The 22,936-nt window shown below is 63.9% G+C and carries 25 protein-coding genes and 2 tRNA genes; 19 read left to right on the top strand and 8 right to left on the bottom strand.

Annotated elements, in window-relative coordinates:
• The first annotated feature begins 11 nt into the window (after window positions 1-11).
• The 14 genes from ACEN98_RS01335 to ACEN98_RS01270 all read left to right on the top strand — a co-directional run bounded on the left by ACEN98_RS01335 (window position 12) and on the right by ACEN98_RS01270 (window position 11,279).
• The gene (locus ACEN98_RS01335; protein ID WP_036237197.1) at window positions 12-782 is read left to right on the top strand and encodes a ParA family protein; all 771 of its coding nucleotides are present in this window, start codon (window positions 12-14) and stop codon (window positions 780-782) included.
• A gap of 18 nt (window positions 783-800) precedes the next feature.
• Complete coding sequence (locus tag ACEN98_RS01330) at window positions 801-1,685, top strand: ParB/RepB/Spo0J family partition protein (RefSeq protein WP_413380810.1); 885 nt, start codon at window positions 801-803, stop codon at window positions 1,683-1,685.
• A gap of 414 nt (window positions 1,686-2,099) precedes the next feature.
• A complete protein-coding gene (locus tag ACEN98_RS01325; protein ID WP_413380808.1) occupies window positions 2,100-2,444 on the top strand; it encodes an ATP synthase subunit I in 345 nt (114 codons plus the stop codon).
• On the top strand, window positions 2,441-3,271 hold the full coding sequence (gene atpB / locus ACEN98_RS01320) for a F0F1 ATP synthase subunit A (RefSeq protein WP_413380806.1): 831 nt from the start codon (window positions 2,441-2,443) through the stop codon (window positions 3,269-3,271). The genes ACEN98_RS01325 and atpB overlap by 4 nt, the downstream gene beginning before the upstream one ends.
• 88 nt (window positions 3,272-3,359) lie before the next feature.
• Complete coding sequence (atpE, locus tag ACEN98_RS01315; RefSeq protein ID WP_091665119.1) at window positions 3,360-3,602, top strand: F0F1 ATP synthase subunit C; 243 nt, start codon at window positions 3,360-3,362, stop codon at window positions 3,600-3,602.
• A 79-nt stretch (window positions 3,603-3,681) separates the two neighbouring features.
• Entirely contained in the window at window positions 3,682-4,152 is a 471-nt protein-coding gene (locus ACEN98_RS01310) for a F0F1 ATP synthase subunit B (protein WP_413380804.1), read from the top strand.
• A gap of 2 nt (window positions 4,153-4,154) precedes the next feature.
• On the top strand, window positions 4,155-4,688 hold the full coding sequence (locus tag ACEN98_RS01305; RefSeq protein ID WP_413336986.1) for a F0F1 ATP synthase subunit delta: 534 nt from the start codon (window positions 4,155-4,157) through the stop codon (window positions 4,686-4,688).
• Window positions 4,689-4,763: 75 nt separating this feature from the next.
• Window positions 4,764-6,299: a F0F1 ATP synthase subunit alpha gene (atpA, locus tag ACEN98_RS01300; RefSeq protein WP_413336987.1), complete on the top strand. Its 1,536-nt coding sequence runs from the start codon at window positions 4,764-4,766 to the stop codon at window positions 6,297-6,299.
• A 65-nt stretch (window positions 6,300-6,364) separates the two neighbouring features.
• A complete protein-coding gene (atpG, locus tag ACEN98_RS01295; RefSeq protein ID WP_056133854.1) occupies window positions 6,365-7,246 on the top strand; it encodes a F0F1 ATP synthase subunit gamma in 882 nt (293 codons plus the stop codon).
• Window positions 7,247-7,299: 53 nt separating this feature from the next.
• The gene (atpD, locus tag ACEN98_RS01290) at window positions 7,300-8,703 is read left to right on the top strand and encodes a F0F1 ATP synthase subunit beta (protein WP_105378643.1); all 1,404 of its coding nucleotides are present in this window, start codon (window positions 7,300-7,302) and stop codon (window positions 8,701-8,703) included.
• Between the two features lie 25 nt (window positions 8,704-8,728).
• On the top strand, window positions 8,729-9,154 hold the full coding sequence (locus ACEN98_RS01285; RefSeq protein ID WP_036237213.1) for a F0F1 ATP synthase subunit epsilon: 426 nt from the start codon (window positions 8,729-8,731) through the stop codon (window positions 9,152-9,154).
• Window positions 9,155-9,355: 201 nt separating this feature from the next.
• A complete protein-coding gene (locus ACEN98_RS01280) occupies window positions 9,356-9,787 on the top strand; it encodes a CoA-binding protein (RefSeq protein ID WP_413380802.1) in 432 nt (143 codons plus the stop codon).
• Window positions 9,784-10,620 carry a PPK2 family polyphosphate kinase gene (locus ACEN98_RS01275; RefSeq protein WP_413380800.1) on the top strand — a complete coding sequence of 279 codons (837 nt, stop codon included), beginning with the start codon at window positions 9,784-9,786 and terminating at the stop codon, window positions 10,618-10,620. Before ACEN98_RS01280 ends, ACEN98_RS01275 begins: the two co-directional genes overlap by 4 nt.
• Window positions 10,621-10,682: 62 nt before the next feature.
• Window positions 10,683-11,279: a glutathione peroxidase gene (locus tag ACEN98_RS01270; RefSeq protein WP_413380798.1), complete on the top strand. Its 597-nt coding sequence runs from the start codon at window positions 10,683-10,685 to the stop codon at window positions 11,277-11,279.
• A 208-nt stretch (window positions 11,280-11,487) separates the two neighbouring features.
• Here the strand turns inward: ACEN98_RS01270 and ACEN98_RS01265 are convergent, their stop codons facing one another.
• From ACEN98_RS01265 to ACEN98_RS01255, 3 genes are read right to left on the bottom strand one after another with little or no spacing between them, the layout of a single operon-like run.
• On the bottom strand, window positions 11,488-13,332 hold the full coding sequence (locus tag ACEN98_RS01265) for a chorismate-binding protein (protein WP_413385933.1): 1,845 nt from the start codon (window positions 13,330-13,332) through the stop codon (window positions 11,488-11,490).
• Window positions 13,333-13,352: 20 nt separating this feature from the next.
• Window positions 13,353-13,931, bottom strand: coding sequence for a nucleoid occlusion factor SlmA (gene slmA, locus ACEN98_RS01260; RefSeq protein WP_413380796.1), 579 nt, complete (start codon window positions 13,929-13,931; stop codon window positions 13,353-13,355).
• A gap of 4 nt (window positions 13,932-13,935) precedes the next feature.
• The gene (locus tag ACEN98_RS01255; protein WP_413385932.1) at window positions 13,936-14,691 is read right to left on the bottom strand and encodes an HAD-IA family hydrolase; all 756 of its coding nucleotides are present in this window, start codon (window positions 14,689-14,691) and stop codon (window positions 13,936-13,938) included.
• A 126-nt stretch (window positions 14,692-14,817) separates the two neighbouring features.
• Here ACEN98_RS01255 and ACEN98_RS01250 point away from each other — a divergent pair, with 126 nt between their 5' ends.
• Complete coding sequence (locus ACEN98_RS01250) at window positions 14,818-15,702, top strand: TraB/GumN family protein (RefSeq protein ID WP_413380794.1); 885 nt, start codon at window positions 14,818-14,820, stop codon at window positions 15,700-15,702.
• 275 nt (window positions 15,703-15,977) lie between these two features.
• Here ACEN98_RS01250 and ACEN98_RS01245 read toward each other — a convergent pair.
• The 3 genes from ACEN98_RS01245 to argB all read right to left on the bottom strand — a co-directional run bounded on the left by ACEN98_RS01245 (window position 15,978) and on the right by argB (window position 17,251).
• A tRNA-Asp gene (locus ACEN98_RS01245) sits at window positions 15,978-16,054 on the bottom strand.
• A gap of 155 nt (window positions 16,055-16,209) precedes the next feature.
• A tRNA-Thr gene (locus tag ACEN98_RS01240) sits at window positions 16,210-16,284 on the bottom strand.
• 37 nt (window positions 16,285-16,321) lie between these two features.
• Complete coding sequence (argB, locus tag ACEN98_RS01235) at window positions 16,322-17,251, bottom strand: acetylglutamate kinase (RefSeq protein WP_413336994.1); 930 nt, start codon at window positions 17,249-17,251, stop codon at window positions 16,322-16,324.
• A gap of 136 nt (window positions 17,252-17,387) precedes the next feature.
• Here argB and ACEN98_RS01230 point away from each other — a divergent pair, with 136 nt between their 5' ends.
• On the top strand, window positions 17,388-17,591 hold the full coding sequence (locus tag ACEN98_RS01230; RefSeq protein WP_413380792.1) for a cysteine-rich CWC family protein: 204 nt from the start codon (window positions 17,388-17,390) through the stop codon (window positions 17,589-17,591).
• Window positions 17,592-17,594: 3 nt separating this feature from the next.
• Here the strand turns inward: ACEN98_RS01230 and ACEN98_RS01225 are convergent, their stop codons facing one another.
• Entirely contained in the window at window positions 17,595-18,713 is a 1,119-nt protein-coding gene (locus tag ACEN98_RS01225) for an alpha/beta hydrolase family esterase (RefSeq protein ID WP_413380790.1), read from the bottom strand.
• Window positions 18,714-18,982: 269 nt separating this feature from the next.
• Here ACEN98_RS01225 and ACEN98_RS01220 point away from each other — a divergent pair, with 269 nt between their 5' ends.
• On the top strand, window positions 18,983-19,192 hold the full coding sequence (locus tag ACEN98_RS01220; RefSeq protein WP_413380788.1) for a DUF1289 domain-containing protein: 210 nt from the start codon (window positions 18,983-18,985) through the stop codon (window positions 19,190-19,192).
• 93 nt (window positions 19,193-19,285) lie between these two features.
• The gene (locus ACEN98_RS01215) at window positions 19,286-20,245 is read left to right on the top strand and encodes an NAD(P)H-dependent flavin oxidoreductase (protein ID WP_413336998.1); all 960 of its coding nucleotides are present in this window, start codon (window positions 19,286-19,288) and stop codon (window positions 20,243-20,245) included.
• Between the two features lie 121 nt (window positions 20,246-20,366).
• Here the strand turns inward: ACEN98_RS01215 and ACEN98_RS01210 are convergent, their stop codons facing one another.
• Window positions 20,367-20,948 (bottom strand): hypoxanthine-guanine phosphoribosyltransferase, encoded by a 582-nt coding sequence (locus tag ACEN98_RS01210; protein WP_413380786.1) that lies wholly within the window; start codon window positions 20,946-20,948, stop codon window positions 20,367-20,369.
• A gap of 160 nt (window positions 20,949-21,108) precedes the next feature.
• Here ACEN98_RS01210 and ACEN98_RS01205 point away from each other — a divergent pair, with 160 nt between their 5' ends.
• On the top strand, window positions 21,109-22,935 hold the full coding sequence (locus tag ACEN98_RS01205) for an aminopeptidase P family protein (RefSeq protein WP_413380784.1): 1,827 nt from the start codon (window positions 21,109-21,111) through the stop codon (window positions 22,933-22,935).
• Window position 22,936: the final 1 nt, after the last annotated feature.

Here is a 22,936-nt window from a genome sequence, read left to right as displayed (position 1 = left end):
TAAAGGCATACATGGCGAAAATTTTTTGCGTAGCAAACCAGAAGGGCGGGGTCGGCAAGACCACCACCAGCGTGAACCTGTCCGCCGGTCTCGCCAAGCTTGACCAGCGCGTGCTGCTGGTCGACCTCGACCCGCAGGGCAATGCCACCATGGGCGCGGGCATCAACAAGGCGGGGCTGACCTCGTCCATCTATGAGGTGCTGCTGGGCGAGGCCGACGTGGCCACGGCGCGCCTGCGCAGCGAAGCAGGGCGCTTCGACGTGCTGCCCGCCAACCGCGAACTGGCCGGTGCCGAAGTGGAGATGGTCGAACTGGAAAACCGCGAGCGCCGCCTGAAGGAAGCGCTGGCGAAGGTCGACGCCGACTACGACTTCATCCTGATCGACTGCCCGCCCGCGCTGTCGATGCTGACCCTGAACGGCCTCGTGTCCGCGCACGGCGTCATCATCCCGATGCAGTGCGAGTACTACGCTCTTGAGGGCCTGTCGGATCTCGTGAACACGATCAAGAAGGTGCATGCGAACCTGAACCATGATCTGCGCATCATCGGCCTGCTGCGCGTGATGTTCGATCCGCGCATGACCCTGTCGCAGCAGGTGTCGGCCCAGCTCGAGCAGCACTTCGGCGACAAGGTGTTCAAGACAATCATCCCGCGCAACGTGCGCCTGGCGGAAGCGCCGTCGTACGGCATCCCGGGCGTCACGTTCGATCCGTCCTCGAAAGGCGCGCAGGCTTATATTGCCTTCGGCGCCGAAATGGTCGAACGCATCAAGACAATGTAACCAGAACCAGCATAAGTCATGGCAACCAAAAAACTCAAAGGACTCGGCCGCGGTCTCGACGCGCTGCTGGGTGGAGACGCTCCCGAGACGCCGGCCGCGCCAAGCGGTGCGCCGTCCCTGCTGCCGGTCGGTCAGATCCAGGCAGGCAAATACCAGCCGCGCACGCGCATGGACGACGGTTCGCTGGCCGAGCTGGCCTCGTCGATCAAATCCCAGGGCATCATGCAGCCGGTGCTCGTGCGGCCGATCGACCAGTCTCCGGCCGGCGCGCGCTACGAGATCATCGCCGGCGAACGCCGCTTCCGCGCGGCCCAGCTGGCAGGCCTGGACGAGATCCCCGTCCTCGTGCGCGAAGTGGACGACCAGAACGCCGCCGCGATGGCGCTGATCGAAAACATCCAGCGCGAAGACCTGAACCCGCTGGAAGAAGCGCAGGGCATCGCGCGCCTGATCTCGGAATTCAGTTTTACCCACGAGCAGGCGGCGCAGGCCGTCGGCCGCTCGCGCAGTGCCGTGTCGAACCTGCTGCGCCTCGTGAACCTGGCGCAACCCGTGCAGACGATGCTGATGGCGGGCGACATCGACATGGGTCATGCACGCGCGCTGCTGGCCGTCGACGCAGCCAGTCAGATCGCGCTGGCGAACCAGGTGATCGCCAAGCGCATGTCCGTGCGCGAGACGGAAAAGCTGGTCGCGCGCGCGCTGGAAGAGCAGAACGCGCCGCCGGCTGCCGCGCGCCAGAAGGAAAAGTCGGGCGACATCGTGCGCCTCGAGGAAGAACTGTCCGACCGTCTGGCGACGCCCGTCGTGTTCAAGATGGGGCCGAAGGGCAGGGGACAGATGATCATCGACTTCGCCGACCTCGACGTCCTCGACACCGTGCTCGCGCGCCTGCGCGCCTGACGCCGACACTCGCGCACCGATGCCGGGCTGCGCGCCCGGCATTTTTTTATCCACAACGGATGCACCACGGCGACGCGCCACGCACTCCCAGCGCACAGCGTCCTCACTGCCGCGGTGCAAATCGAGCACGTCGGTGAGCATGTCCTTGGTCGCGCTACCAGGCCGTACCCGCCGGTATATGCATGGCCGAAACTATCGGTTTACCTCGCTCAACAGTCGCAAATACACAACATTTCGTAGAAAATTTAACAGTTTCCAGGTAATTTATTTTGTCGTTTTTACACCCGATATAAGCAGGCGCGCGGAGCGAAGAGTTTGACTATGGCTCCGATAACACCTTATAATCCCGCTGATTCATGTAATTACCATACCGTTACACGGTTCCACCACGGCTGGCGCGAAAAGAACAGAAAAATGCTGCGCTTGGTCTCCCTGCAAATCCTGGCAACACTTGTGGCCGGCGTAATCGCCGGACTGCTTGGGGGGTGGGCTGCGATGTTTTCGGCGGTACTTGGCGGGATGTGTTGTGTCGTGCCCAATGGCATCATGGCGTTTCGCCTGTTCGCCAGTTCACAAAAAATGGGCGGTGCAAACCCCGCCACATTTTTCATCTGGGAATTTGTAAAGATTGCTTTAACGCTCGCGCTATTGTTCGCAACGGTGCGGCTGTATCACGGCCTGAACTGGCTGGCCCTGTTGGGCGGGTTCATCGTGGCGCTGAAAAGTTACATCATTTTATTATTTGGGCATAAACAATGACGAGTACGGTAGAAACCGCGGCGGAGCATGCGCCAAACGCGAGCGAATACATCAAACACCACCTGGGTCACCTGACGCAGGGCCATCAATCCTTCGTGGTTGATTTCAGCGTGTGGAACCTCGACACGATCCTGTGGTCGGTCGCAATGGGCGTGATCGGTCTCACGCTGATGTGGCTGGCAGCGCGTCGCGCTACCTCCGGTGTGCCTGGCCGCTTCCAGGCGTTCGTCGAAATGATCGTCGAAATGGTCGAAGACCAGTCGAAAGCCATCGTCCACGGCGACCGTACCTTCATCGCCCCGCTGGCACTGACCGTGTTCGTCTGGGTCGTGCTGATGAACTCGATGGACTTCCTGCCGGTCGACCTGTTTGCCAGCATCTTCCGCGCCCTGGACATGGGCGAACCGCATTTCCGCGTCGTGCCGACCGCCGACCTGAACGGCACTCTCGGCATGTCCCTCGGCGTGCTCGCGCTGATGCTGTATTACAGCGTCAAGATCAAGGGCCTGGGTGGCTGGATCCACGAATTGTTCGCCGCTCCGTTCGGCATCTGGATGGCTCCGTTCAACTTCCTGTTGAACATCATCGAATACGCAGCAAAAACCGTGTCGCTCGGTATGCGACTGTTCGGCAACATGTACGCCGGTGAGCTGCTGTTCCTGTTGATTGCACTGCTCGGCTCCACGGCAACCGTGTTCGGCTTCGTCGGCCACGTCATTGCAGGTTCGATCTGGGCAATCTTCCACATCCTGATCGTCGTGCTGCAGGCATTCATTTTCATGATGCTGACGCTGGTGTACATCGGTCAGGCCCACGAAGGCCACTGATCGGCACGATCGCAAGAACGACCAAGATAGTGGTAGTAAAGAAGTTGTAATTTTTCAATTTTTTAAATTAACTTTTGGAGTAAATCTCATGACTGACGTTTCTTTCGTTGCACTGGCTTGCGGTCTGATCATCGGCCTGGGTGCTATCGGCGCATGTATCGGTATCGCGATCATGGGCGGCAAGTACCTGGAAGCCTCGGCACGTCAGCCTGAACTGATGAACACTCTGCAGACCAAGATGTTCCTGCTGGCTGGTCTGATCGACGCGGCATTCCTGATCGGCGTTGGTATCGCCATGCTGTTCGTGTTCGCCAAGCCGTTCACCAGCTAAGAGCTTCCCACGATAAGTGATCTGAAGCGCCGAACCGACAGCACGGTTCGGCATCCGTTTTTGTGAGAAGGAACCTACCGTGAACTTGAACGCAACTTTGTTTGCCCAGTTCGTGGTCTTCTTCATCCTGGCGTTCGTCACCATGAAATTCGTGTGGCCGCCGCTGATGAAAGCGCTCGACGAGCGCGCCGAGAGGATCGCGAATGGTCTGGCAGCCGCCGACCGTGGCAAGGCCGAAATGGCCGCCGCAGAAAAGCGCATCGCCGCCGAACTGGCTGCAACGCGTGACGAAAGCACCAAGCGTATCGCCGACGCCGAAAAGCGCGCCGCAGCGATCATCGAAGAAGCCAAGCAGCAGGCATCCGTCGAAGCCGCACGCATCATCGAAGGTGCCAAGGCCGACGCGGAACAGCAAATCACCCGCGCGCGCGAAGAACTGCGTGGCCAGGTGGCTACCCTTGCCGTCGCCGGTGCCGAGCAGATCCTGAAGCGCGAAGTCAATGCAGCGGCCCACGCCGACCTGCTGAACCGCCTGTCGACCGAGCTCTGATCATGGCTGAACTCGCAACCGTCGCCCGCCCTTACGCCGAAGCCCTGTTCCGCGTCGCCCAGCAGGGCGACATGGCCGCCTGGTCGGCCACCGTCGCGGAACTGGCGCAGATCGGTGCCAATCCGGATGTGCAGGCTTTTGCTGCCAATCCGATCGTCACGCACGCACAGCTTGCCGATGCGATCGCGTCGATGGTCAAGTCGCCTTTGAGCCCTGAAGCGAAGAACTTTATCGCAATGCTGGCCGAGAACGGCCGCGTTGCCCTGCTGCCGGAAATCGGTGCCCAGTTTGCTGTGCTCAAGAATGCACAGGAAGGCGCCGCCGACGCGACGATCCACAGCGCGTTTGAACTTTCGGCCGACCAGCTCAACCCGCTGGTCGCCACGCTGGAAAAGAAATTTGGCCGCAAGCTGAACCCCACGGTCGTGGTCGATCCGTCGCTGATCGGTGGCGTGCGCGTGGTCGTCGGCGATGAAGTGCTCGATACCTCGGTCCGCGCGAAGCTGCAGCAGATGCACAACGCGCTGGTCGCCTGAGAATCGCTAGACAAGCACCGTCGCCGCGTCCAGGACTTGCCCTACGCATCAAGAAACTATTAGGAGTTAGCACTCATGCAACTTAATTCGTCTGAAATCAGCGAACTGATCAAGAGCCGCATCCAGGGCCTCGAAGGTCAGGCTGATGTTCGTAACCAAGGCACGGTGATCTCCGTCGCCGACGGTATCTGCCGCATCCATGGTCTGTCGGACGTGATGCAGGGCGAGATGCTGGAATTCCCGGGCAACACCTTCGGCCTCGCCATGAACCTCGAGCGCGACTCGGTCGGCGCCGTGATCCTGGGTGCCTACGAGAACATCTCGGAAGGCGACACCGTCAAGACCACGGGCCGCATCCTGGAAGTGCCGGTCGGTCCGGAACTGCGCGGCCGCGTCGTCAACGCACTGGGCCAGCCGATCGACGGCAAGGGTCCGATCGACGCCAAGCTGACCTCGCCGATCGAAAAGATCGCCCCGGGCGTGATCGCCCGTGAATCCGTGTCGCAGCCGCTGCAGACCGGTATCAAGTCGATCGACGCGATGGTGCCGATCGGCCGTGGCCAGCGCGAGCTGATCATCGGCGACCGCCAGACCGGTAAATCGGCTGTCGCAGTCGACTCGATCATCAACCAGAAGGGCCAGGGCGTCACCTGCGTGTACGTCGCAATCGGCCAGAAGGCTTCGACCATCAAGAACATCGTGCGCTCGCTGGAAGAGCACGGCGCGATGGAATACACGATCGTCGTCGCCGCGTCGGCGTCGGAATCGGCAGCAATGCAATACATCTCGGCCTACTCGGGCTGCGCGATGGGCGAATACTTCCGCGACCGCGGCGAAGACGCGCTGATCGTCTATGATGACCTGTCGAAGCAGGCAGTCGCTTATCGTCAAATTTCGCTGTTGCTGCGCCGCCCGCCGGGCCGCGAAGCATATCCTGGCGACGTGTTCTACCTGCACTCGCGTCTGCTGGAGCGTGCCGCACGCGTCAACGCCGACTACGTCGAGAAGTTCACGAACGGTGCCGTCAAGGGCAAGACCGGTTCGCTGACCGCACTGCCGATCATCGAAACGCAAGCGGGCGACGTCTCGGCATTCGTGCCGACCAACGTGATCTCGATTACCGACGGTCAGATCTTCCTGGAAACCTCGCTGTTCAACGCCGGTATCCGTCCGGCGATCAACGCGGGTATCTCGGTGTCGCGCGTCGGTGGCGCAGCCCAGACCAAGATCATCAAGGGCCTGTCCGGTGGTATCCGTACCGACCTGGCGCAGTACCGTGAACTGGCCGCGTTCGCACAGTTCGCATCGGACCTGGACGAGTCGACCCGCAAGCAGCTGGACCGCGGTGCGCGCGTGACCGAACTGCTGAAGCAGAAGCAGTACTCGCCGCTGCCGATCTCGCTGATGGCCGCCTCGCTGTTCGCAGTGAACAAGGGCTACTTCGACAGCATCGACGTCAAGCGCGTGCTGGATTTCGAAGCGGGCCTGCACGGCTTCCTGAAGTCGAGCCACGGCGCGCTGCTGTCGAAGATCGAAGAGACCAAGGCACTGGACAAGGACAGCGAAGCAGCGCTGGCCGCCGCCGTCGCCGATTTCAAGAAGTCGTTCTAAGACCGGCTAATTGATGGATCTCGGGACGGGGGCTCTCCCCCCGTCCCCTTAAGGAGTAAGGGCTCATGGCAGCAGGCAAAGAGATACGAGGCAAGATCAAGAGCGTAGAAAATACGAAGAAGATCACCAAGGCGATGGAAATGGTCGCCGCGTCCAAGATGCGCAAGGCGCAGGACCGGATGCGCGCCGCCCGTCCCTACAGCGAGAAGGTCCGTAACATCACGGCCAACCTCGCCACTGCGAACCCGGAGTACACCCACGCGTTCATGGCGCAAGCCAAGGACGTCGAGGCGAAAGCCGTCGGCTTCATCGTCGTCACGACCGACAAGGGTCTGTGCGGCGGCATGAACACCAACGTGCTGCGCCAGGTGACGCAGAAGTCCCGCGAGCTGGAAAGCGCGGGCAAGCGCATTGAAGCCGTTGCAATCGGCAATAAAGGTCTGGGTTTCCTGAACCGTGTCGGCGTGAAAGTCGTGTCGAGCGTCACCCAGATCGGCGACACCCCGCACCTGGAAAAGCTGATCGGCCCGATCAAGGTCATGCTCGACGCTTACCAGGATGGTCAGCTGGACGCGGTGTACCTGTGCTACACCAAGTTCATCAACACCATGCGCCAGGAACCGGTCATCGAGCAGCTGCTCCCGCTGCCGGCCGGTCACCTGGAAGCGGACAGCGGCGCCCACTCGTGGGACTACATCTACGAGCCGGACGCGCAAGTCGTGATCGACGAGCTGCTGGTCCGTTACGTGGAAGCGCTGATCTACCAGGCGGTGGCCGAGAACCTGGCGTCCGAGCAATCGGCGCGTATGGTGGCAATGAAGGCCGCGACCGACAACGCGGGTAACGTCATCGGCGAGCTGAAGCTGGTCTACAACAAGACCCGCCAGGCGGCGATTACCAAAGAACTCTCCGAGATCGTGTCGGGCGCAGCTGCGATCAGCAGCTGAGCGACGTAGCGACCTCACGAAACGACATTAAAACTATATCTGAAGGAACGAAAATGGCTGATGGCAAAATCGTTCAGTGTATCGGCGCGGTGGTTGACGTGGAATTCCCGCGCGACGCCATGCCGAAGGTGTATGACGCACTGAAAATGGAAGGCTCCGAACTGACGCTGGAAGTGCAGCAGCAGCTGGGCGACGGCATCGTCCGCACCATCGCGCTGGGCAGCTCGGAAGGCCTGCGTCGCGGCATGACCATCCAGAACACCGGCAACCCGATCATGGTCCCGGTTGGTCCGGCCACGCTGGGCCGCATCATGGACGTGCTGGGCAACCCGATCGACGAGCGCGGTCCGGTCAGCCAGGAACGCACCGCGTCGATCCACCGCACCGCCCCGGCCTACGACGAGCTGTCGCCGTCGCAAGACCTGCTGGAAACCGGCATCAAGGTGATCGACCTGGTCTGCCCGTTCGCCAAAGGCGGTAAAGTCGGCCTGTTCGGCGGCGCCGGCGTCGGCAAGACCGTGAACATGATGGAACTGATCAACAACATCGCCAAGGCGCACTCGGGTCTGTCCGTGTTCGCCGGCGTGGGCGAGCGTACCCGTGAAGGTAACGACTTCTACCACGAAATGGCCGATGCCAAGGTCGTCGATCTGGACAACCTGGGCAACTCGAAGGTCGCGATGGTCTACGGCCAGATGAACGAACCGCCGGGCAACCGTCTGCGCGTCGCGCTGACCGGCCTGACGATGGCGGAAGCGTTCCGTGACGAAGGCAAGGACGTTCTGTTCTTCGTCGACAACATCTACCGTTACACGCTGGCCGGTACCGAAGTGTCGGCACTGCTGGGCCGTATGCCGTCCGCCGTGGGCTATCAGCCGACGCTGGCGGAAGAAATGGGCCGCCTGCAAGAGCGCATCACGTCGACCAAGACCGGTTCGATCACGTCGATCCAGGCCGTGTACGTCCCTGCGGACGACTTGACCGACCCGTCGCCTGCAACGACCTTCGCCCACCTGGACTCGACCGTCGTTCTGTCGCGTGACATCGCCTCGCTGGGTATCTACCCGGCAGTCGACCCGCTGGACTCGACCTCGCGCCAGCTGGATCCGCTGGTCGTCGGCGAAGAGCACTACACGACCGCGCGCGCCGTGCAGGGCACCCTGCAGCGCTACAAGGAACTGCGTGACATCATCGCGATTCTGGGCATGGACGAACTGGCACCGGAAGACAAGCTGGTCGTCGCACGCGCGCGCAAGATGCAGCGTTTCCTGTCGCAGCCGTTCCACGTCGCCGAAGTGTTCACCGGCGCACCGGGCAAGTACGTCTCGCTGAAAGACACGATCAAGGGCTTCAAGATGATCGCGTCGGGCGAGCTGGACCACCTGCCGGAGCAGGCGTTCTACATGGTCGGCACCATCGAAGAAGCGATCGAAAAGGCCAAGAAGCTGGCTGCTTAAGAGCTAGCCTCTTCAAAGGACACTTATGGCAAATACCATTCACGTTGACGTCGTCTCGGCCGAAGAGCAGATCTTTTCGGGCGAAGCGGAATTCGTCGCGTTGCCGGGTGAAGCGGGTGAGCTGGGTATCTACCCGATGCACACCCCCTTGATCACGCGCATCCGCCCGGGTGCCGTGCGCATCAAGGTGGCGGGCCGCAGCGACGAAGAGTTCGTGTTCGTTGCCGGCGGCATCCTGGAAGTCCAGCCGAAAGGCGTGACCGTCCTCGCCGACACCGCGATCCGCGGTGCCGACCTGGACGAAGCGAAAGCCCAGGAAGCCAAGCGCAAGGCCGAAGAGCTGATGGTCAACAAGGACTCGGCGATCGACTACGCCAAGGCGCAAGCCGAACTGGCGGCGGCGGTCGCCCAGCTGGCGGCCATCGCCAAGCTGCGTCATAAAGGACGCTGATCGCTCGTCTTTCGAGCGCTCAAAAGAAAGGCAGCCCCGGCTGCCTTTTTTATTGCCCAAAACCGGGGTCAGAGCCCGGTTTTGGGAAATTGCTCCCAGGCTGTTGCCCAAAATCGGGCTCTGACCCCGGTGTAAGCGGCGCCGTCTGATGATGCAAACCTGATAAGCTAGTGTCAACGACAAGACAAACTCAGGCTTAGCATGCGAACCATCGAACAAATCCTCCGCGCCGCCCGGACCGTGGCCGTCGTCGGGCTCTCGAACAAGCCCGAACGCGCCAGCCTGGAAGTCGCCAGCTACCTGCAGGAGCAGGGCTACCGCATCATCCCCGTCAATCCCGCCTACGCCGGCCAGGAGATCCTCGGCGAGACCGTCTATGCCACCTTGCAGGAGGCGGCCGACGCGCTGGCGTCGTCCGGCACGCGCATCGACATCGTCGATTGCTTCCGCAAGTCGGAAGAGATTCCGCCGATCGCCAAGGACGCCATCGACGTGCGCGCCAGCTGCTTGTGGATGCAGCTCGGCATCGAGAACCAGGTCGCCGCCGACCTGGCCCGTGCCGCCGGCCTCGACGTGGTCATGAACCACTGCATGCTGATCGAACACCGCAAGCTGGGAGAACAGGCCGCATGAGCATGCTGGAACGCTTCCGCGCGCCGAAAAACCTGGAACTGCGTGACAAGGATGCCGGCGCCACCCCGCTGCGCGACGACAAGAAGGGCAAGCTCAAGAATGGCGAGCTCAAGGAACGCGAGCGAGCGCTTACTGTCGAGCTGACCGACGAGATCGCCAAGCTGCAGGAAAAGCTGTACGCCGCGCGCGACCAGAAGCTGCTGCTGATCCTGCAGGGCATGGATACCTCCGGCAAGGATGGCACCGTGCGTGCGCTGTTCTCGCAGATCAATCCGATGGGCCTGCACGCCACCGGCTTCGTGGCCCCGACCGAGAAGGAAAAAGCCCACGATTTCCTCTGGCGCGTGCACGCGCGCGTGCCGGCCAAGGGAGAAATCGGGATCTTCAACCGCAGCCATTACGAGGACGTGCTCGTGCCGCGCATTCTCGGCACGCTGGACGGGAAGGACCTCGAGCGCCGCTACGCCCACATCCGCGACTTCGAACGCATGCTGGCGGAGACGGGGACGACGGTCATGAAGGTCTTCCTGCACATCTCGAAAGACGAGCAGCGCGAGCGCCTGCAGGCGCGCCTGGACGACCCGGAGAAACACTGGAAGTTCGACCCGGCCGACCTCATCGCGCGCGAGAAATGGGACGTCTACCAGGGCGCCTACGCCGACGCGATCAACGCGACGGACTGCGACCACGCGCCGTGGTACATCGTGCCGGCCGATTCGAAGACGCACCGCAACCTGATCATCGCGCACCTGATGCTGGAAACGATGCAGGGCATGAAGCTCGAATGGCCTCAGCCGAAGGCGGACATGTCCAAGGTGAAGATCGACCCCTGAGCCTGCCGGTCCGCGCCGATTGGCATAGAATGAAGATCCACCAACCCGTGCGATTTCCGACCATGCTCAAGTCCACCGCTTTGCTGCTTTCCCTCGGCGCCGCCGCAGTGTTCTCCACGATGACGGCGGCACCCGCGCTGGCGCAGACCCCGGCCGCCCAGCCGGCGGCCCATCCGGCCAGCTGCCCCGCCGTGCTGAAGCACACCTTCAACCGCCTGCAGGACGAAGCGCCGCAGGACCTGTGCCAGTACAGCGGCAAGGTCGTGCTGGTGGTGAACACGGCCAGCTACTGCGGTTTCACCAAGCAGTACGAAGGCCTGGAAAAGCTGTACGCGAAGTACGCGCCGCGCGGCCTCGTCGTGTTGGGCTTCCCGTCGAACGACTTTAAACAGGAAGACGCGGACGCGAAGAAGATCGCCGACCTTTGCTACAACACGTACGGCGTGAAGTTCCCGATGTTCACCAGCACCGTCGTCTCCGGAGATAAAGCCAATCCGCTGTATTCGGAGCTGATCAAGGCGACGGGCAACCAGCCCAAGTGGAACTTCAACAAATACCTGATCGACCGCAACGGCAAAGTTATCGATTACTTCCCGAGCAAGGTGACGCCGGAAGATCCTACCCTCGTCGGCAAGATCGAGCAGGCACTCAAAGGCTGAGCCCGCCAATCATCCCATCGTGGGCATTTTGATGCACATCAACGATTTTGTTGAGGTGGCTCAATAGACTGTCTTCATCAAATCCAAATGAAGAAGAGTCCCACGATGCACCTCCCCGCCTGAACGCCGGCAGCACCGAATCCCCGCTTCCTCCAAAAGCGTGCCGGCCGTAACTGGCCGGTTTTGGCCGGCCTCGTGCTGGCCCTTTTTACTTGCGTAATACGGCGCGCAGCGGCCCGCGCAGCGCATTGCAGACGACGATTTCCTGCGCACGCGCGAGGCTTTCGCGCGTGAGCGGGCATTCGATCGCGCCCCAGGCCGGATCGTCCAGCAGCACGCCGCGCATCACGCCGGGCAGCACGCCGGACGACAGCGGCGGTGTGTACCAGCGGCCGCCGATCTTCACGAACACGTTGCTGCGGCCGCCCTCCGTCAGTTCGCCGCGTTCGTTGAAGAACAGCGTGTCGAAGGCGCCCGCGCTTTCCGCCGCGCGCCAGGCGGCGTCGTAGCGGCTGCGGATGCTCGTTTTATGGCGCAGGAAGACGTCGTGCGCGCGCGTGGGCGCGTCCGCCAGCAGCACGGCGACCGGTTCCTGCAAGGGCGCCAGCGCCCCGGTCTGCACGACGATCTCGCCGTCGGGACGCAGCGCGAGCCGCACGCGATGCGGGGCGTCGTCCGGCTGCGCGGCACAGGCTTCCACCGCGGCTGCACGCGCCAGGTCCGGCTTGAACGGATGGCCGAAATACGCGGCCGACGCACCCAGGCGCGCAAGGTGGCGTTCCAGGTGACGACACCCGTCCGCGCGCGTGGCGTGGATGGTCTCGAAGATCTCGAAGTCGTTCGGCAGGCCCGTGAGGAAGCCGGCCTTGAGCCGGCATTCGGCAAACTCGGCGCCCGCGTCGCTGTCGTACACGATGCCCGCGCCCACACCGAGCTCTCCGTGCCGCACGCCGTTCTGTTCCGGCAGCAGGGTCAGCGTGCGGATCGGGACGGATAAACAGAAATCGCCGAACCGCGCATGCTGCGGCGTCCCGAACCCGCTGCCCGCGGGCGGGTCGATCCAGCCGATCGCGCCCGTGTAGATGCCGCGCGCGGCCGGCTCCAGTTCGCGGATGATTTCCATCGTGCGGCGCTTGGGCGCGCCCGTGATCGAGCCGCACGGATACAGGGCCGTGAAGATGTCCTGCAACGTGGTGCCCGGCGCGAGCTGGGCCTGCACGGTGGACGTCATCTGCAGCACGCTGCTGTAGCGCTTCACCTCGAACAGCGCGGGCACGCCCACGCTGCCGGTGCGCGCGATGCGTCCCAGGTCGTTGCGCAGCAGGTCGACGATCATGAGGTTCTCGGCGCGGTTCTTTGGATCCGCGGCCAGCTGCTGGGCGCGCACGGCGTTCACGACATCGTCGTGCAGGTCCGCGGGCGCCGTGCCCTTCATCGGACGCGCCAGCAGGCGGCCCGCGTCATGGCGCACGAACAGTTCCGGCGACAGCGACAGCACCGCGCGGCCATCCGGCAGGGAGACGAGGGCGCCGTAGGGCACCGGCTGGCGTGCGCGCAGGCGCGCGTACAGCTGTTTGATGTCGCCGAAGGCGTCGAAGCGGAGACGGTACGTGTAGTTGACCTGGTAGGTGTCGCCGGCCGCGATGTAGTCGCGGATGCGGTCGATGGCCTGGGCGAACGTGGCCTCGTCGACGTTGGCGCGCACGGCGCCGATGCCGGCCGGGCCACTGGCTTCGTCTGCGGCGAGCCAGGCGTCGACCTGGGCCGCGTCCAGCATCGTGTAGCGTTCGAACAGCAGCACCTGGGCCAGCGGCGCGTGCAGCTCGCGCGGTGCCGCGATGCCGAGCAACTGCTCGCCCAGTTCATAGGTCAGCACCGGCACGGCGTGCAGGCCGCGCGCGAGGGCGTCCTGCACGCCGTCCAGCAGGCGCGGCCAGTCTTCCACGTGCTGGCATGCCAGCACGCCCGCATAGCCCTCGTACAGGCGCGAGCGCGCCTGCGCATGGCCTTCGGGGCTCGCGTCGTCGAGCAGGGCGAACACGGTGGCGTCCATGGCGCTCATGGCGATCGATATCAGGCGGCGAGGAGGAGGGCCAGCTGCAGCGGGCTGTTCTCGACAGGGTGCTGCTTGAAACCGCTCTTGGCGTAGCGGTGCCAGCGTCCCGTCACGTACGCGACGAGCATCCCGGCGCGCGCGATCACGTCTTCCTCGCGGCCGTGGCCCTGCGTGCTGGCCACGCGCAGCGCCTGCTTGAACGCCAGCTCGACCTTGTCGTAGAACTGGTTCATGCGCAGGACCAGGCGGTCGTCCTCGCCGACGAGGGCATCGCCGATCAGCACGCGCGTCATGCCCGGATTATTGGCGGAGAACGACAGCAGGATCTGCAGCATCGCATGTGCCTGCGCGACGCCGTTGTCCTCGCGTTCCGCGACCTGGTTGAACAGGGTGAACACGGTGCCCTCGATGAATTCGATCAGGCCCTCGAACATCTGCGCCTTGCTGGCGAAATGGCGGTACAGGGCCGCTTCCGACACCGACAGCCGGGCGGCCAGCGCCGCCGTGGTGATCTTCTCGCCTTTCGGGTGTTCGAGCATGGCCGCCAGGGCCTGGAGGATCTGCTGCTTGCGTTGGCCCGGCTTGGTGCTTGCCATGTTGTTAGAGGTTCTCCGTGTGATGTCTGGGGGCGAGCCGGCGCAGGTGCGCGGGCAGCCGAAGAACGGATTTTACTTTGACATCGACGTAACCGGGGCGTTTGACCATCTTCGGCAGGGGGGCTTTGCCGATCGGATCGCTGTAGCGCAGGTATTGCGTGACCCAGGCCGTGCGCAGGCCGAGCTGCTTGGCGCGCTTGAGGTTGATGAGCGTGTCCTCGACGAGGATGCAGCGCCCCGCCGACACGCCGTGGCGCCGCAGCAGGCGGCGCAGCATCAGCTTCGACGGCTTGGGATGCAGCCGGCCGTGCACGCGCATGTCCTCGATCGAGACGTGGTGGGCGAACTGGCGCTGCAGGCCGATGTGGCGCACGACGCCCGTCGAATACGCGGTCGGCGCGTTCGTCAGCAGGATCTTGCGTCCCGGCAGGCGGCGCAGCAGGCGCTCCAGGCCGCGCTCGTAGCGCACCAGCTCGTGCAGGGCGCCGATGTCGTGCGTCTGGCGCAGGAAGTCGGCCGCGTCGACGCGGTGGTGGCGGATCATGCCCAGCAGCGTCGCGCCGTAGCGTTTCCAGTAGCCGACGCGGGCCGCGTCGACGGCTTCCTGGCTCGCGGGCGTGACGCCGTCGCCGAGCACGCGCGCGATGTACGTGTTCATGTTGGCGCTGATCGCCGGAAAGATCGCGTGCGATGCGTCGTGCAGCGTGTTGTCGAGGTCGAACAGCCAGACAGGCGAGGGGAGCTTGGACACGGTGGGAATGGAACGGACAAGGGAGTTCAGATTATATCGGCATGACGCAGCGCGTTTCTTCCTCTGATCCAGATCGCATGCCCGGCTGTCGGGCCGATCCAGAATGGGTCAAGGATGACTTCCGCGAGGATGCGTATGCGCCGCTTCTTCCACCTGATTCTGGTATGCCTGCTGGCCACGCCGCTGGCCCATGCGACCGACCGCGGTGCGCTGTTCCGGCTCACGCTGGACGGCCACGTGATGCATCTGTTCGGCACCTTGCACGTCGGCCTGCCGGACTTCTATCCACTCGAAGACCGCCTCACGGGCGCGCTGGCCGAGGCATCGACGCTGGCGCTCGAGATCGATCCCGACCAGCCGCGTGCCGACCTGCAGGACGCGCTGCGCACGTACGGCATGCTCGCGCCCGGCAATGCCGCCTACGACAGCCTGCCGCCCGGGCAGAGGCGGCGTCTCGACAGGCTGTTGCAGCAGGGGGGCCTCGACGCGTCGTCGATGTTGAGCTTCAAACCGGTGCTGCTGGCGACGATGCTGACTCTGGCCGAATACACGCGCCAGGGGTACCGGGCCGACCTGTCGAGCGATGCGTGGCTGGCCCGCCAGGCGCGCCGGCACCACGTCCGGGTGCTGGCGCTGGAATCGCTGGGCGGCCAATTGGCGCAGCTGGACCGCCTGCCGATGCCGGACCGCTGGCGGTTTCTGGAAGAAATGATGGACACGATCGAATCCGGCGCCCAGCGCACGGAGGCCCGGGAAGTCGTGCGGGCCTGGAGTACCGCGGACCGGCAGGCGCTCGACCGGATGGCGGAGCGGTGCGAGATGGACCGGAGCGTGTCAGGCCGCTTCGTGACCCAGGTGCTGCTGAAGGAGAGGAACGTCGGGCTGGCCGAGCGCCTGCTGCAATTGCTGCGTGCGGAAGACCGGACCGTGGCCGCGATCGGCGTGCTGCATTTATTGGGGACGGGGAGTGTGCCGGCTTTGCTTGAACAAAGCGGGGTGACGATCGAACGGATCTACTGAGCTGTCATTCCCAGCATTGCTGGAAATGACTTCCCGGCATTGCCGGAAATGACTTCCCGCGCACGCGGGAACGACGGATGCGAAACAAAAAAGGGTCCGAAAAATCGGACCCTTTTTCTTAATTCTGGCGGAGCGGACGGGGCTCGCCCACGTTCCGCGGGCCGCGGTTTCGCTTGCAGGCGAAACCCTTCGAGCCCCAAACCGTGCCTCCCGCAGGGGAGGCACTCTGATAGAACGAAAAAGGGTCCGAAAAATCGGACCCTTTTTCTTAATTCTGGCGGAGCGGACGGGGCTCGAACCCGCGACCCCCGGCGTGACAGGCCGGTATTCTAACCAACTGAACTACCGCTCCAGCTTTTACTGCTCTCTCGCATCCTGACGCTTGTCATCGCGCCGCGAGTGTCCTGCATTCCTGCCGCGCAAACGCGCAGCGTGGACAAGATGCTTGTCTTATCCGTTACGTCAGGCATCGGGGATACCAAAACAGGCGGGAATCTGGACAAATCCTGGTGCCCTTGACGTGGATTGAACACGTGGCCTCTCCCTTACCAAGGGAGTGCTCTACCACTGAGCTACAAGGGCAGTGATTCTTGTGGCGCCATTCAGACGCCACAGAAATTCAGTGCGAGCGGATCATAGTGCCAAAAGCCTGTTCGGTCAAGACTTCCAGCAACAAAGAGTGCTCGATGCGGCCATCGATGATGTGCACGGTGTTCACGCCCGACTTGGCGGCGTCCAGCGCCGACGAGATTTTCGGCAGCATGCCGCCGGAAATCGTGCCGTCCGCGAACATCTCGTCGATCTCGCGTGCCGACAGGTCGGTGACCAGGTTGCCGCTCTTGTCCTGCACGCCGGCGATATTGGTCATCATGATCAGCTTTTCGGCTTTCAGGATTTCCGCGATCTTGCCGGCGACGACGTCGGCGTTGATGTTGTAGGCCTGGCCGTCCTGGCCGAAACCGATCGGCGAGATGATCGGGATGAAGGCGTCGTCCTGCAGCGCTTTCACGACGGCCGGATTGATCGCTTCGATTTCGCCGACGAAACCGATGTCGAGGAACTCGCCCGGCTTTTCCTTGTCCGGCATGGCCATCCTGCGTGCGCGGATCAGGCCGCCGTCCTTGCCGGTCAGGCCCACGGCCTGGCCGCCGTAGTGGTTGATCAGCATGACGATGTCCTGCTGGACTTCGCCGCCGAGCACCCACTCCACCACTTCCATGGTTTCTTCGTCGGTGATGCGCATGCCTTGCACGAAGGTGCCCTGCTTGCCGATTTTCTTCAGGGCGTTGTCGATCTGCGGACCGCCGCCGTGCACCACGACCGGATTCATGCCGACCAGCTTCAGCAGGATCACGTCGCGCGCGAAGCCGTGCTTCAGGCGCTCGTCGGTCATCGCGTTGCCGCCGTACTTGATGACGATGGTCTTGCCGTGGAAATTGCGGATGTAGGGGAGCGCTTCGGCCAGGATCTGTGCCTTGATCTGCGGCGAGACCGCAGTCAGGTCGTTGTTCTGGTCGTCGCCCGTCAGATTGCTCAGCGTTGCGTTCATTGGGGGTCCGGAAAAGAATTTGCGAGATTTTACAGGCAATAGCCTACCGCAGTGGCCATTATAGAAGTTCTATGTTGTATTTTCCGGCACCGGCCGTTAAGGTGCATTACATCTGGATACACGATGTCACCTTTGCATGAGCACTTGTTCACAATGCGGCGCCGAATTCGGTTGCGCGATGGCGGATGGTACCGCTGGCGCACCGTGCTGGTGCACGAAGCTGCCGCCCGTGGTCCCGCTGCCGGTGCCCGGCGCAGCGGCCGGGTGCTGGTGTTCGGCCTGCCTCGAACAGCATATCGCGCAACGAACCGACAAGGCGCCGGGTACACCGGGTCAATAAGCGTCAGCGCGCCGTCCGGAAGAACCGCATCATTTCGCGGCTCGCGTTCGGGCCTTTGCCATCCGTATAGCTGCCGCGCGTATCGCCGCCCGACCAGGCGTGGCCGGAACCGTGGATCTCCCAGTGTTCCGCGTGGATGCTGCCGTCGGGCCGGCGGTGCACGGTGCGCGTATAGGCGTGGCCATCTGGCACGTTGCCCGGTTCGACGACGACGTCTTCCGATGGATGGCGCCGGCGCTGGTTGATCAGTTCGTGGCCGTTGGCCGGATGCACGGTCGTGTCACGGTCGCCGTGGAACACGATGATCGGCAACGATTTACCCGGCTTGTGGCCGGTGCGGAAATCGCCCTTCATCGCGGCCATCGCCGACGGCAGGTCGTGCGCCGCCGCGAACGGCAGGCCGGAGTGGACACCGACGGCCGCGTACAGGTCCGGATACAGCGTGCCCATGATGGCCGCCATCGCGCCGCCCGCGGACAGGCCCGCGACGTAGACGTGTTTCGGATCGATCACGTAGCGCGCCATGATGTCCTGCGTGAGCCCGGCGATGATGGATGGCTCGCCCTGGCCGCGCTGCTGGTCCGCGGCGCTGAACCAGTTCCAGCAGCGTGTCGCGTTGGCCTGCTGCGACTGGGCCGGATAGGCGACGAGGCAGCCATATTCCTCGGCGAGGGCGTTCATGCCCGTGCCGAGCGCGAAGTCGTCGGGATGCTGCGAGCAGCCGTGCAGCATCACGAGCAGCGGCGCCGGCTGTCCGGCATACGTGCTCGGGATATACAGTTTGTAGTCGCGGGTGCCCGCGTCGTTCGAATAACTGGCGTCGATGAAATGGCCGGGCAGGCCGATCGCGGCCGCGCCGGTCGACAGCGGGGGCACATTGAACGGATTCGCACTCTGGCCCAGGCGCGACAGGTCGGCCAGCATGTCGGAAAAGGCGTCGTAGGTCGGATAATTCGAGGCCGGCGGCGTGATGGATTCCACGCTGTTGACCGCCGCGGTCTGCACGGCGGTGGCATTCTTGACGGATTCCCGGATGACGGTGCGGGCAACGGACGGGCCGCGGCGCATCAGGGATCGGGTTGCAGCGCGCATTTGCGCCAGGAACTTGTGATTCAGGGACATCGGCACTCCTTGTGGGGTGTGTCGGCAATGCGCCGGCGCGTGGCTGAGGCATCGATCGAGGGTTCAGTCTTGATGGCAAAGCTTGCGCGAACCTTACAGATGGGGTAAGCGCAACGCGCAACGGAAGAGCCCCAGTCTACGCGGGTGGGCTCGTCGGTCAAGCGCGATTCGTCCCGGTAGGTTAATCTGCGCACCATGTGTCCTATATCCCAGACCAGTCGGCGCTCCAAGTGGCGCGACACAATACCGACAGTTGCACAGGCCGCAGCATGAACGAGACACGTCTTTTGCCGGAACAACAGACGCCCGTGCCGTCCCCATGCATCAATGTGTGCAAGATGTCGCCCGTGACGGGCCTGTGCGAGGGCTGCCTGCGCACCATCGACGAGATCGTCGCGTGGAGCCGCGCCGACGACGACACCAAGCGCGCCGTGTGGGCGGCGATCCGCCGGCGCGAAGAACAGATTCCGTTCGATTGATGCAGGCGCCGCAAATTTAGAGCCCGGAATCTAGCACGATCGTGCTTTTCTAATCCATAATCGACGGGTCCGATCAACTATCGCGAGAAACCCATGGCGCTGCCTCCCGTCCTGCAAAACCTGTCCCTCCCCGTCATCGCGTCGCCGATGTTCATCGCCAGCGGTCCCGCGCTGGTGGCCGCGCAGTGCAAGGCGGGCATCGTCGGTTCCTTTCCCGCGCTGAACGCGCGTCCGGCCGAGCTGCTCGACACGTGGCTGACGGACCTGCAGCGCGAGCTGGCGGATTACCAGGAACTGCACCCGGACCGGAAGGTGGGCCCGATCGCCGTCAACCAGATCGTGCACCAGTCGAACGACCGCCTGGAACACGACGTGGCCGTGTGCGTGAAGCACCAGGTGCCGATCATCATCTCGTCGCTGCGCGCGCCGCCGAAAGAGATGCTGGACGCCGTGCACGCCTATGGCGGCATCGTCATGCACGACGTGGTTTCGATCCGCCACGCGGAAAAGGCGCTGGAAGCGGGCGTCGACGGCCTGATCCTCGTCGCGGCCGGCGCCGGCGGCCATGCGGGCGCGCTGTCGCCGTTCGCGCTGGTCGGCGAAGTGCGCAAATTCTTCGACGGCCCGATCGCGCTGTCGGGTTCCATCGCGACGGGCGACGCCATCCTCGCCGCGCAGGCGATGGGCGCCGACTTCGCCTACATCGGCTCGCGCTGGCTGGCCACGCGCGAATCGAACGTCACCGACGCCTACCGCAGCGCGATCGTGGAATCGACGGCGGCCGACGTCGTCTACACGAATCTGTTCACGGGCGTGCACGGCAACTACCTGAAAAAATCGATCGTGGCGGCCGGGCTGGATCCGGACAACCTGCCGGTGTCGGACAAGAGCAAGATGAGTTTTGGTTCCGGCAGCGCCAAGGCGTGGCGCGATATCTGGGGCGCGGGGCAGGGCGTCGGGCTGATGGACGACGTGCCGACGGTCGCCGAGATGGTGGAGCGCCTGACGCAGCAGTATCAGGCGGCAAGGGAAAGGCTGGGCCTGAAGGCCTGAGTTAGCGTATAAACGTCGCCCCTGCGAAGGCAGGGGCCCAAGTTTTACGCGCTACCGGTACGCATGCAAAATTGGATCCCCGCCTGCGCGGGGACGACGCTGATTGAGGGTACGTTGGTGCTTATCCCAGCACTTTATCCGCGTCGCGAATCACCCACAACCCCGGCAAATTGCGCCAATACCCGTGCGCGTCCATGCCGAAGCCGACGACGAACTGGTTCGGCACCGTCAGGCCGACGATGTCCGCCTGCACCGGTTTCACTTTACCGAGTTCCTTGTCCGCAAACACGGCCAGGATCACCTCGGCCGCGCCCATGTCCAGCAGGCGCTGCTTCACGTGGGCCAGCGTCTCGCCTTCGTCGAGGATGTCGTCGACGATGATGATCGTGCGGTCCTTGACGTCCTGGCGCGGGATGACTTTCCACACGACTTCGCCGCCACGGTCCAGGTCGCCGTAACGGGTGACGTGGATGTAGTCGAATTCGAGCGGGAACGTGAGTTGCGGGAGCAGGTTGCCGGTGAACACCACCGCGCCGCCCATGACGCCCAGCACCAGGGGAAATTCCCCCGTGTCGTCATTGTCGAAACGCTGGTTCAGCACTTCGGCGACGTTGCGTACGGCCGCCTGGACGGTGTCCGCGCTGACGATTTCCTCGGCATTGGCCAGCAGCGCGCGGGCGCGGTTGTAGTGAAAGTCTTGCATGATATTTCAGGGTCGGTTGCAGGATCGGATTGATCCCTGGGTGTGCGATTATCCGTCAGTTTGCGCTTGCGCGCGATTTCCGGCGGCGCGGGTCGGCGGTATGCTTCAGAGGGCGTATCATACCGGCTTGATAAACACATCACCCGACAACCGAGCCACCATGCCAGCACCTGACTCCACCCGTGTGCGCGCCGAGCGCCTCGAGAAGCTGCGCGCCGCGATGGCGCGCCACCAGGTCGATGCCTTCATCGTACCGTCCGCCGATCCGCACCTGTCCGAATACCTGCCCGGCCGCTGGAAGGGCCGCGAATGGCTGTCCGGGTTCACCGGGTCCGTCGGCACGTTCATCGCCACGCACGACTTCGCCGGCGTGTGGACGGACGGCCGCTACTACACGCAGGCCGAGAACGAACTGGCCGGCACGGCCATCCGGCTGATGAAGATCCCGTCCGGCGCGAGCCTGCTGCACATCGACTGGCTGGCCGACAACCTCGACGCAGGCCAGACCGTGGCCGTCGATGCGCGCGTGCTGGGCCTCGCCGTCGCGCGCCTGCTGGGCGATGCGCTGGCCGCCCGCGGTGTGAAACTGCGCACGGACCTCGACCTGCTGGACGAGATCTGGGATGACCGCCCGGGCCTGCCGCCCGAGCCGGTCTACGAACATGTGGCGCCCTTCGCGGTGCTCGATCGCGCCGATAAACTGCATGCGACGCGCAACGCGATGGCGAGGCTGGGCGCCGAACGTCACTTCATTTCCACGCTCGACGACATCGCCTACCTGTTCAACCTGCGCGGCGCCGACGTCAGCTTCAATCCCGTGTTTCTCGCGCACACGCTCGTGGAAGCGATGGGCGCCACGTTGTTCGTCGCCGACGGCAAGATCGATGGAAGCCTGCGTGCGCGCCTGGAACAGGATGGTGTGCGCGTGGCGCCGTACGAGGGGGCGCGGCAGGCGCTGGCGGCGCTGCCGCCCGACAGCACGCTGCTGGTCGACCCGCGCCGCATCACGGCCGGCATGCGCGCCGCCGTGCCGGCGCACGTGCGCGTGGTGGAAGCCATCAACCCGACGACCCTGGCGAAATCGCGCAAGCTCGATGCCGAGATGGACCACGTGCGCGACACGATGGAACAGGACGGCGCCGCCCTGTGCGAATTCTTCGCATGGCTCGAGCAGACGCTGGCCGATCCGAACCGCACGCCGCTGAACGAAGTCCACATCGACGAGCAGATCACGGCGGCCCGCGCCCGCCGTCCGCACTTCGTCAGCCCCAGCTTCGGCACCATCGCCGGCTTCAATGCGAACGGCGCGATCATGCACTACCGTGCGTCCGAAGACGACTGCGCCGTGATCGAGGGCGACGGCCTGCTGCTGATCGACTCCGGTGGCCAGTACCTGGGCGGCACGACGGACATCACGCGCGTCGTCCCCGTCGGCACGCCGTCCGCCGCGCAAAAGCGCGACTTCACGCTGGTGCTGAAAGGGATGATCGCGCTGTCCGTCGCGCGCTTCCCGCGCGGGACGAAAGGGCCGATGCTCGATGCGCTCGCGCGCGCCCCGATCTGGGCGGCTGGAATCGATTACGGCCACGGCACCGGCCATGGCGTCGGCTACTTCCTCAACGTGCACGAGGGGCCGCAGGTGATCTCGCCGTCGGCGCCGCCGGAGCCGCATACGGCCATGGAACCGGGCATGATCACGTCGAACGAGCCGGGCATCTACCGCCCCGGCCAGTGGGGCATCCGCATCGAGAACCTCGTGCTGACGCGCGTGGTGGGCGATGGAGCCATTGATCCTCAAGGCGAATTCCTCGGCTTCGAGACCTTGACCCTGTGCCCCATCGACACGCGCTGCATCGACCTGGCGCTGATGCGCGGCGACGAGGTCGCGTGGCTCAACGACTACCACCGCAGCGTGCGCGCGCGCCTGCTGCCGCACGTGACCGGCGCCGCGCGCGACTGGCTCGAACTGCGTACCAAGGAGATCTGAC

It is taken from the genome of Massilia sp. CT11-137 (assembly GCF_047302885.1).
GTDB lineage: Bacteria > Pseudomonadota > Gammaproteobacteria > Burkholderiales > Burkholderiaceae_D > Telluria > Telluria orientalis.
This window is presented reverse-complemented; position numbering and strand designations above follow the sequence as displayed.

Bases quoted from the DNA above. Each gene is read 5' to 3' on its own strand.
- ACEN98_RS01335 (WP_036237197.1), top strand. From the start codon at position 12: ATGGCGAAAATTTTTTGCGTAGCAAACCAGAAGGGCGGGGTCGGCAAG.
- ACEN98_RS01330 (WP_413380810.1), top strand. From the start codon at position 801: ATGGCAACCAAAAAACTCAAAGGACTCGGCCGCGGTCTCGACGCGCTG.
- ACEN98_RS01325 (WP_413380808.1), top strand. From the start codon at position 2,100: ATGCTGCGCTTGGTCTCCCTGCAAATCCTGGCAACACTTGTGGCCGGC.
- atpB (WP_413380806.1), top strand. From the start codon at position 2,441: ATGACGAGTACGGTAGAAACCGCGGCGGAGCATGCGCCAAACGCGAGC.
- atpE (WP_091665119.1), top strand. From the start codon at position 3,360: ATGACTGACGTTTCTTTCGTTGCACTGGCTTGCGGTCTGATCATCGGC.
- ACEN98_RS01305 (WP_413336986.1), top strand. From the start codon at position 4,155: ATGGCTGAACTCGCAACCGTCGCCCGCCCTTACGCCGAAGCCCTGTTC.
- atpA (WP_413336987.1), top strand. From the start codon at position 4,764: ATGCAACTTAATTCGTCTGAAATCAGCGAACTGATCAAGAGCCGCATC.
- atpG (WP_056133854.1), top strand. From the start codon at position 6,365: ATGGCAGCAGGCAAAGAGATACGAGGCAAGATCAAGAGCGTAGAAAAT.
- atpD (WP_105378643.1), top strand. From the start codon at position 7,300: ATGGCTGATGGCAAAATCGTTCAGTGTATCGGCGCGGTGGTTGACGTG.
- ACEN98_RS01285 (WP_036237213.1), top strand. From the start codon at position 8,729: ATGGCAAATACCATTCACGTTGACGTCGTCTCGGCCGAAGAGCAGATC.
- ACEN98_RS01280 (WP_413380802.1), top strand. From the start codon at position 9,356: ATGCGAACCATCGAACAAATCCTCCGCGCCGCCCGGACCGTGGCCGTC.
- ACEN98_RS01275 (WP_413380800.1), top strand. From the start codon at position 9,784: ATGAGCATGCTGGAACGCTTCCGCGCGCCGAAAAACCTGGAACTGCGT.
- ACEN98_RS01270 (WP_413380798.1), top strand. From the start codon at position 10,683: ATGCTCAAGTCCACCGCTTTGCTGCTTTCCCTCGGCGCCGCCGCAGTG.
- ACEN98_RS01265 (WP_413385933.1), bottom strand. From the start codon at position 13,332: ATGGACGCCACCGTGTTCGCCCTGCTCGACGACGCGAGCCCCGAAGGC.
- slmA (WP_413380796.1), bottom strand. From the start codon at position 13,931: ATGGCAAGCACCAAGCCGGGCCAACGCAAGCAGCAGATCCTCCAGGCC.
- ACEN98_RS01250 (WP_413380794.1), top strand. From the start codon at position 14,818: ATGCGCCGCTTCTTCCACCTGATTCTGGTATGCCTGCTGGCCACGCCG.
- argB (WP_413336994.1), bottom strand. From the start codon at position 17,251: ATGAACGCAACGCTGAGCAATCTGACGGGCGACGACCAGAACAACGAC.
- ACEN98_RS01230 (WP_413380792.1), top strand. From the start codon at position 17,388: ATGAGCACTTGTTCACAATGCGGCGCCGAATTCGGTTGCGCGATGGCG.
- ACEN98_RS01225 (WP_413380790.1), bottom strand. From the start codon at position 18,713: ATGTCCCTGAATCACAAGTTCCTGGCGCAAATGCGCGCTGCAACCCGA.
- ACEN98_RS01220 (WP_413380788.1), top strand. From the start codon at position 18,983: ATGAACGAGACACGTCTTTTGCCGGAACAACAGACGCCCGTGCCGTCC.
- ACEN98_RS01215 (WP_413336998.1), top strand. From the start codon at position 19,286: ATGGCGCTGCCTCCCGTCCTGCAAAACCTGTCCCTCCCCGTCATCGCG.
- ACEN98_RS01210 (WP_413380786.1), bottom strand. From the start codon at position 20,948: ATGCAAGACTTTCACTACAACCGCGCCCGCGCGCTGCTGGCCAATGCC.
- ACEN98_RS01205 (WP_413380784.1), top strand. From the start codon at position 21,109: ATGCCAGCACCTGACTCCACCCGTGTGCGCGCCGAGCGCCTCGAGAAG.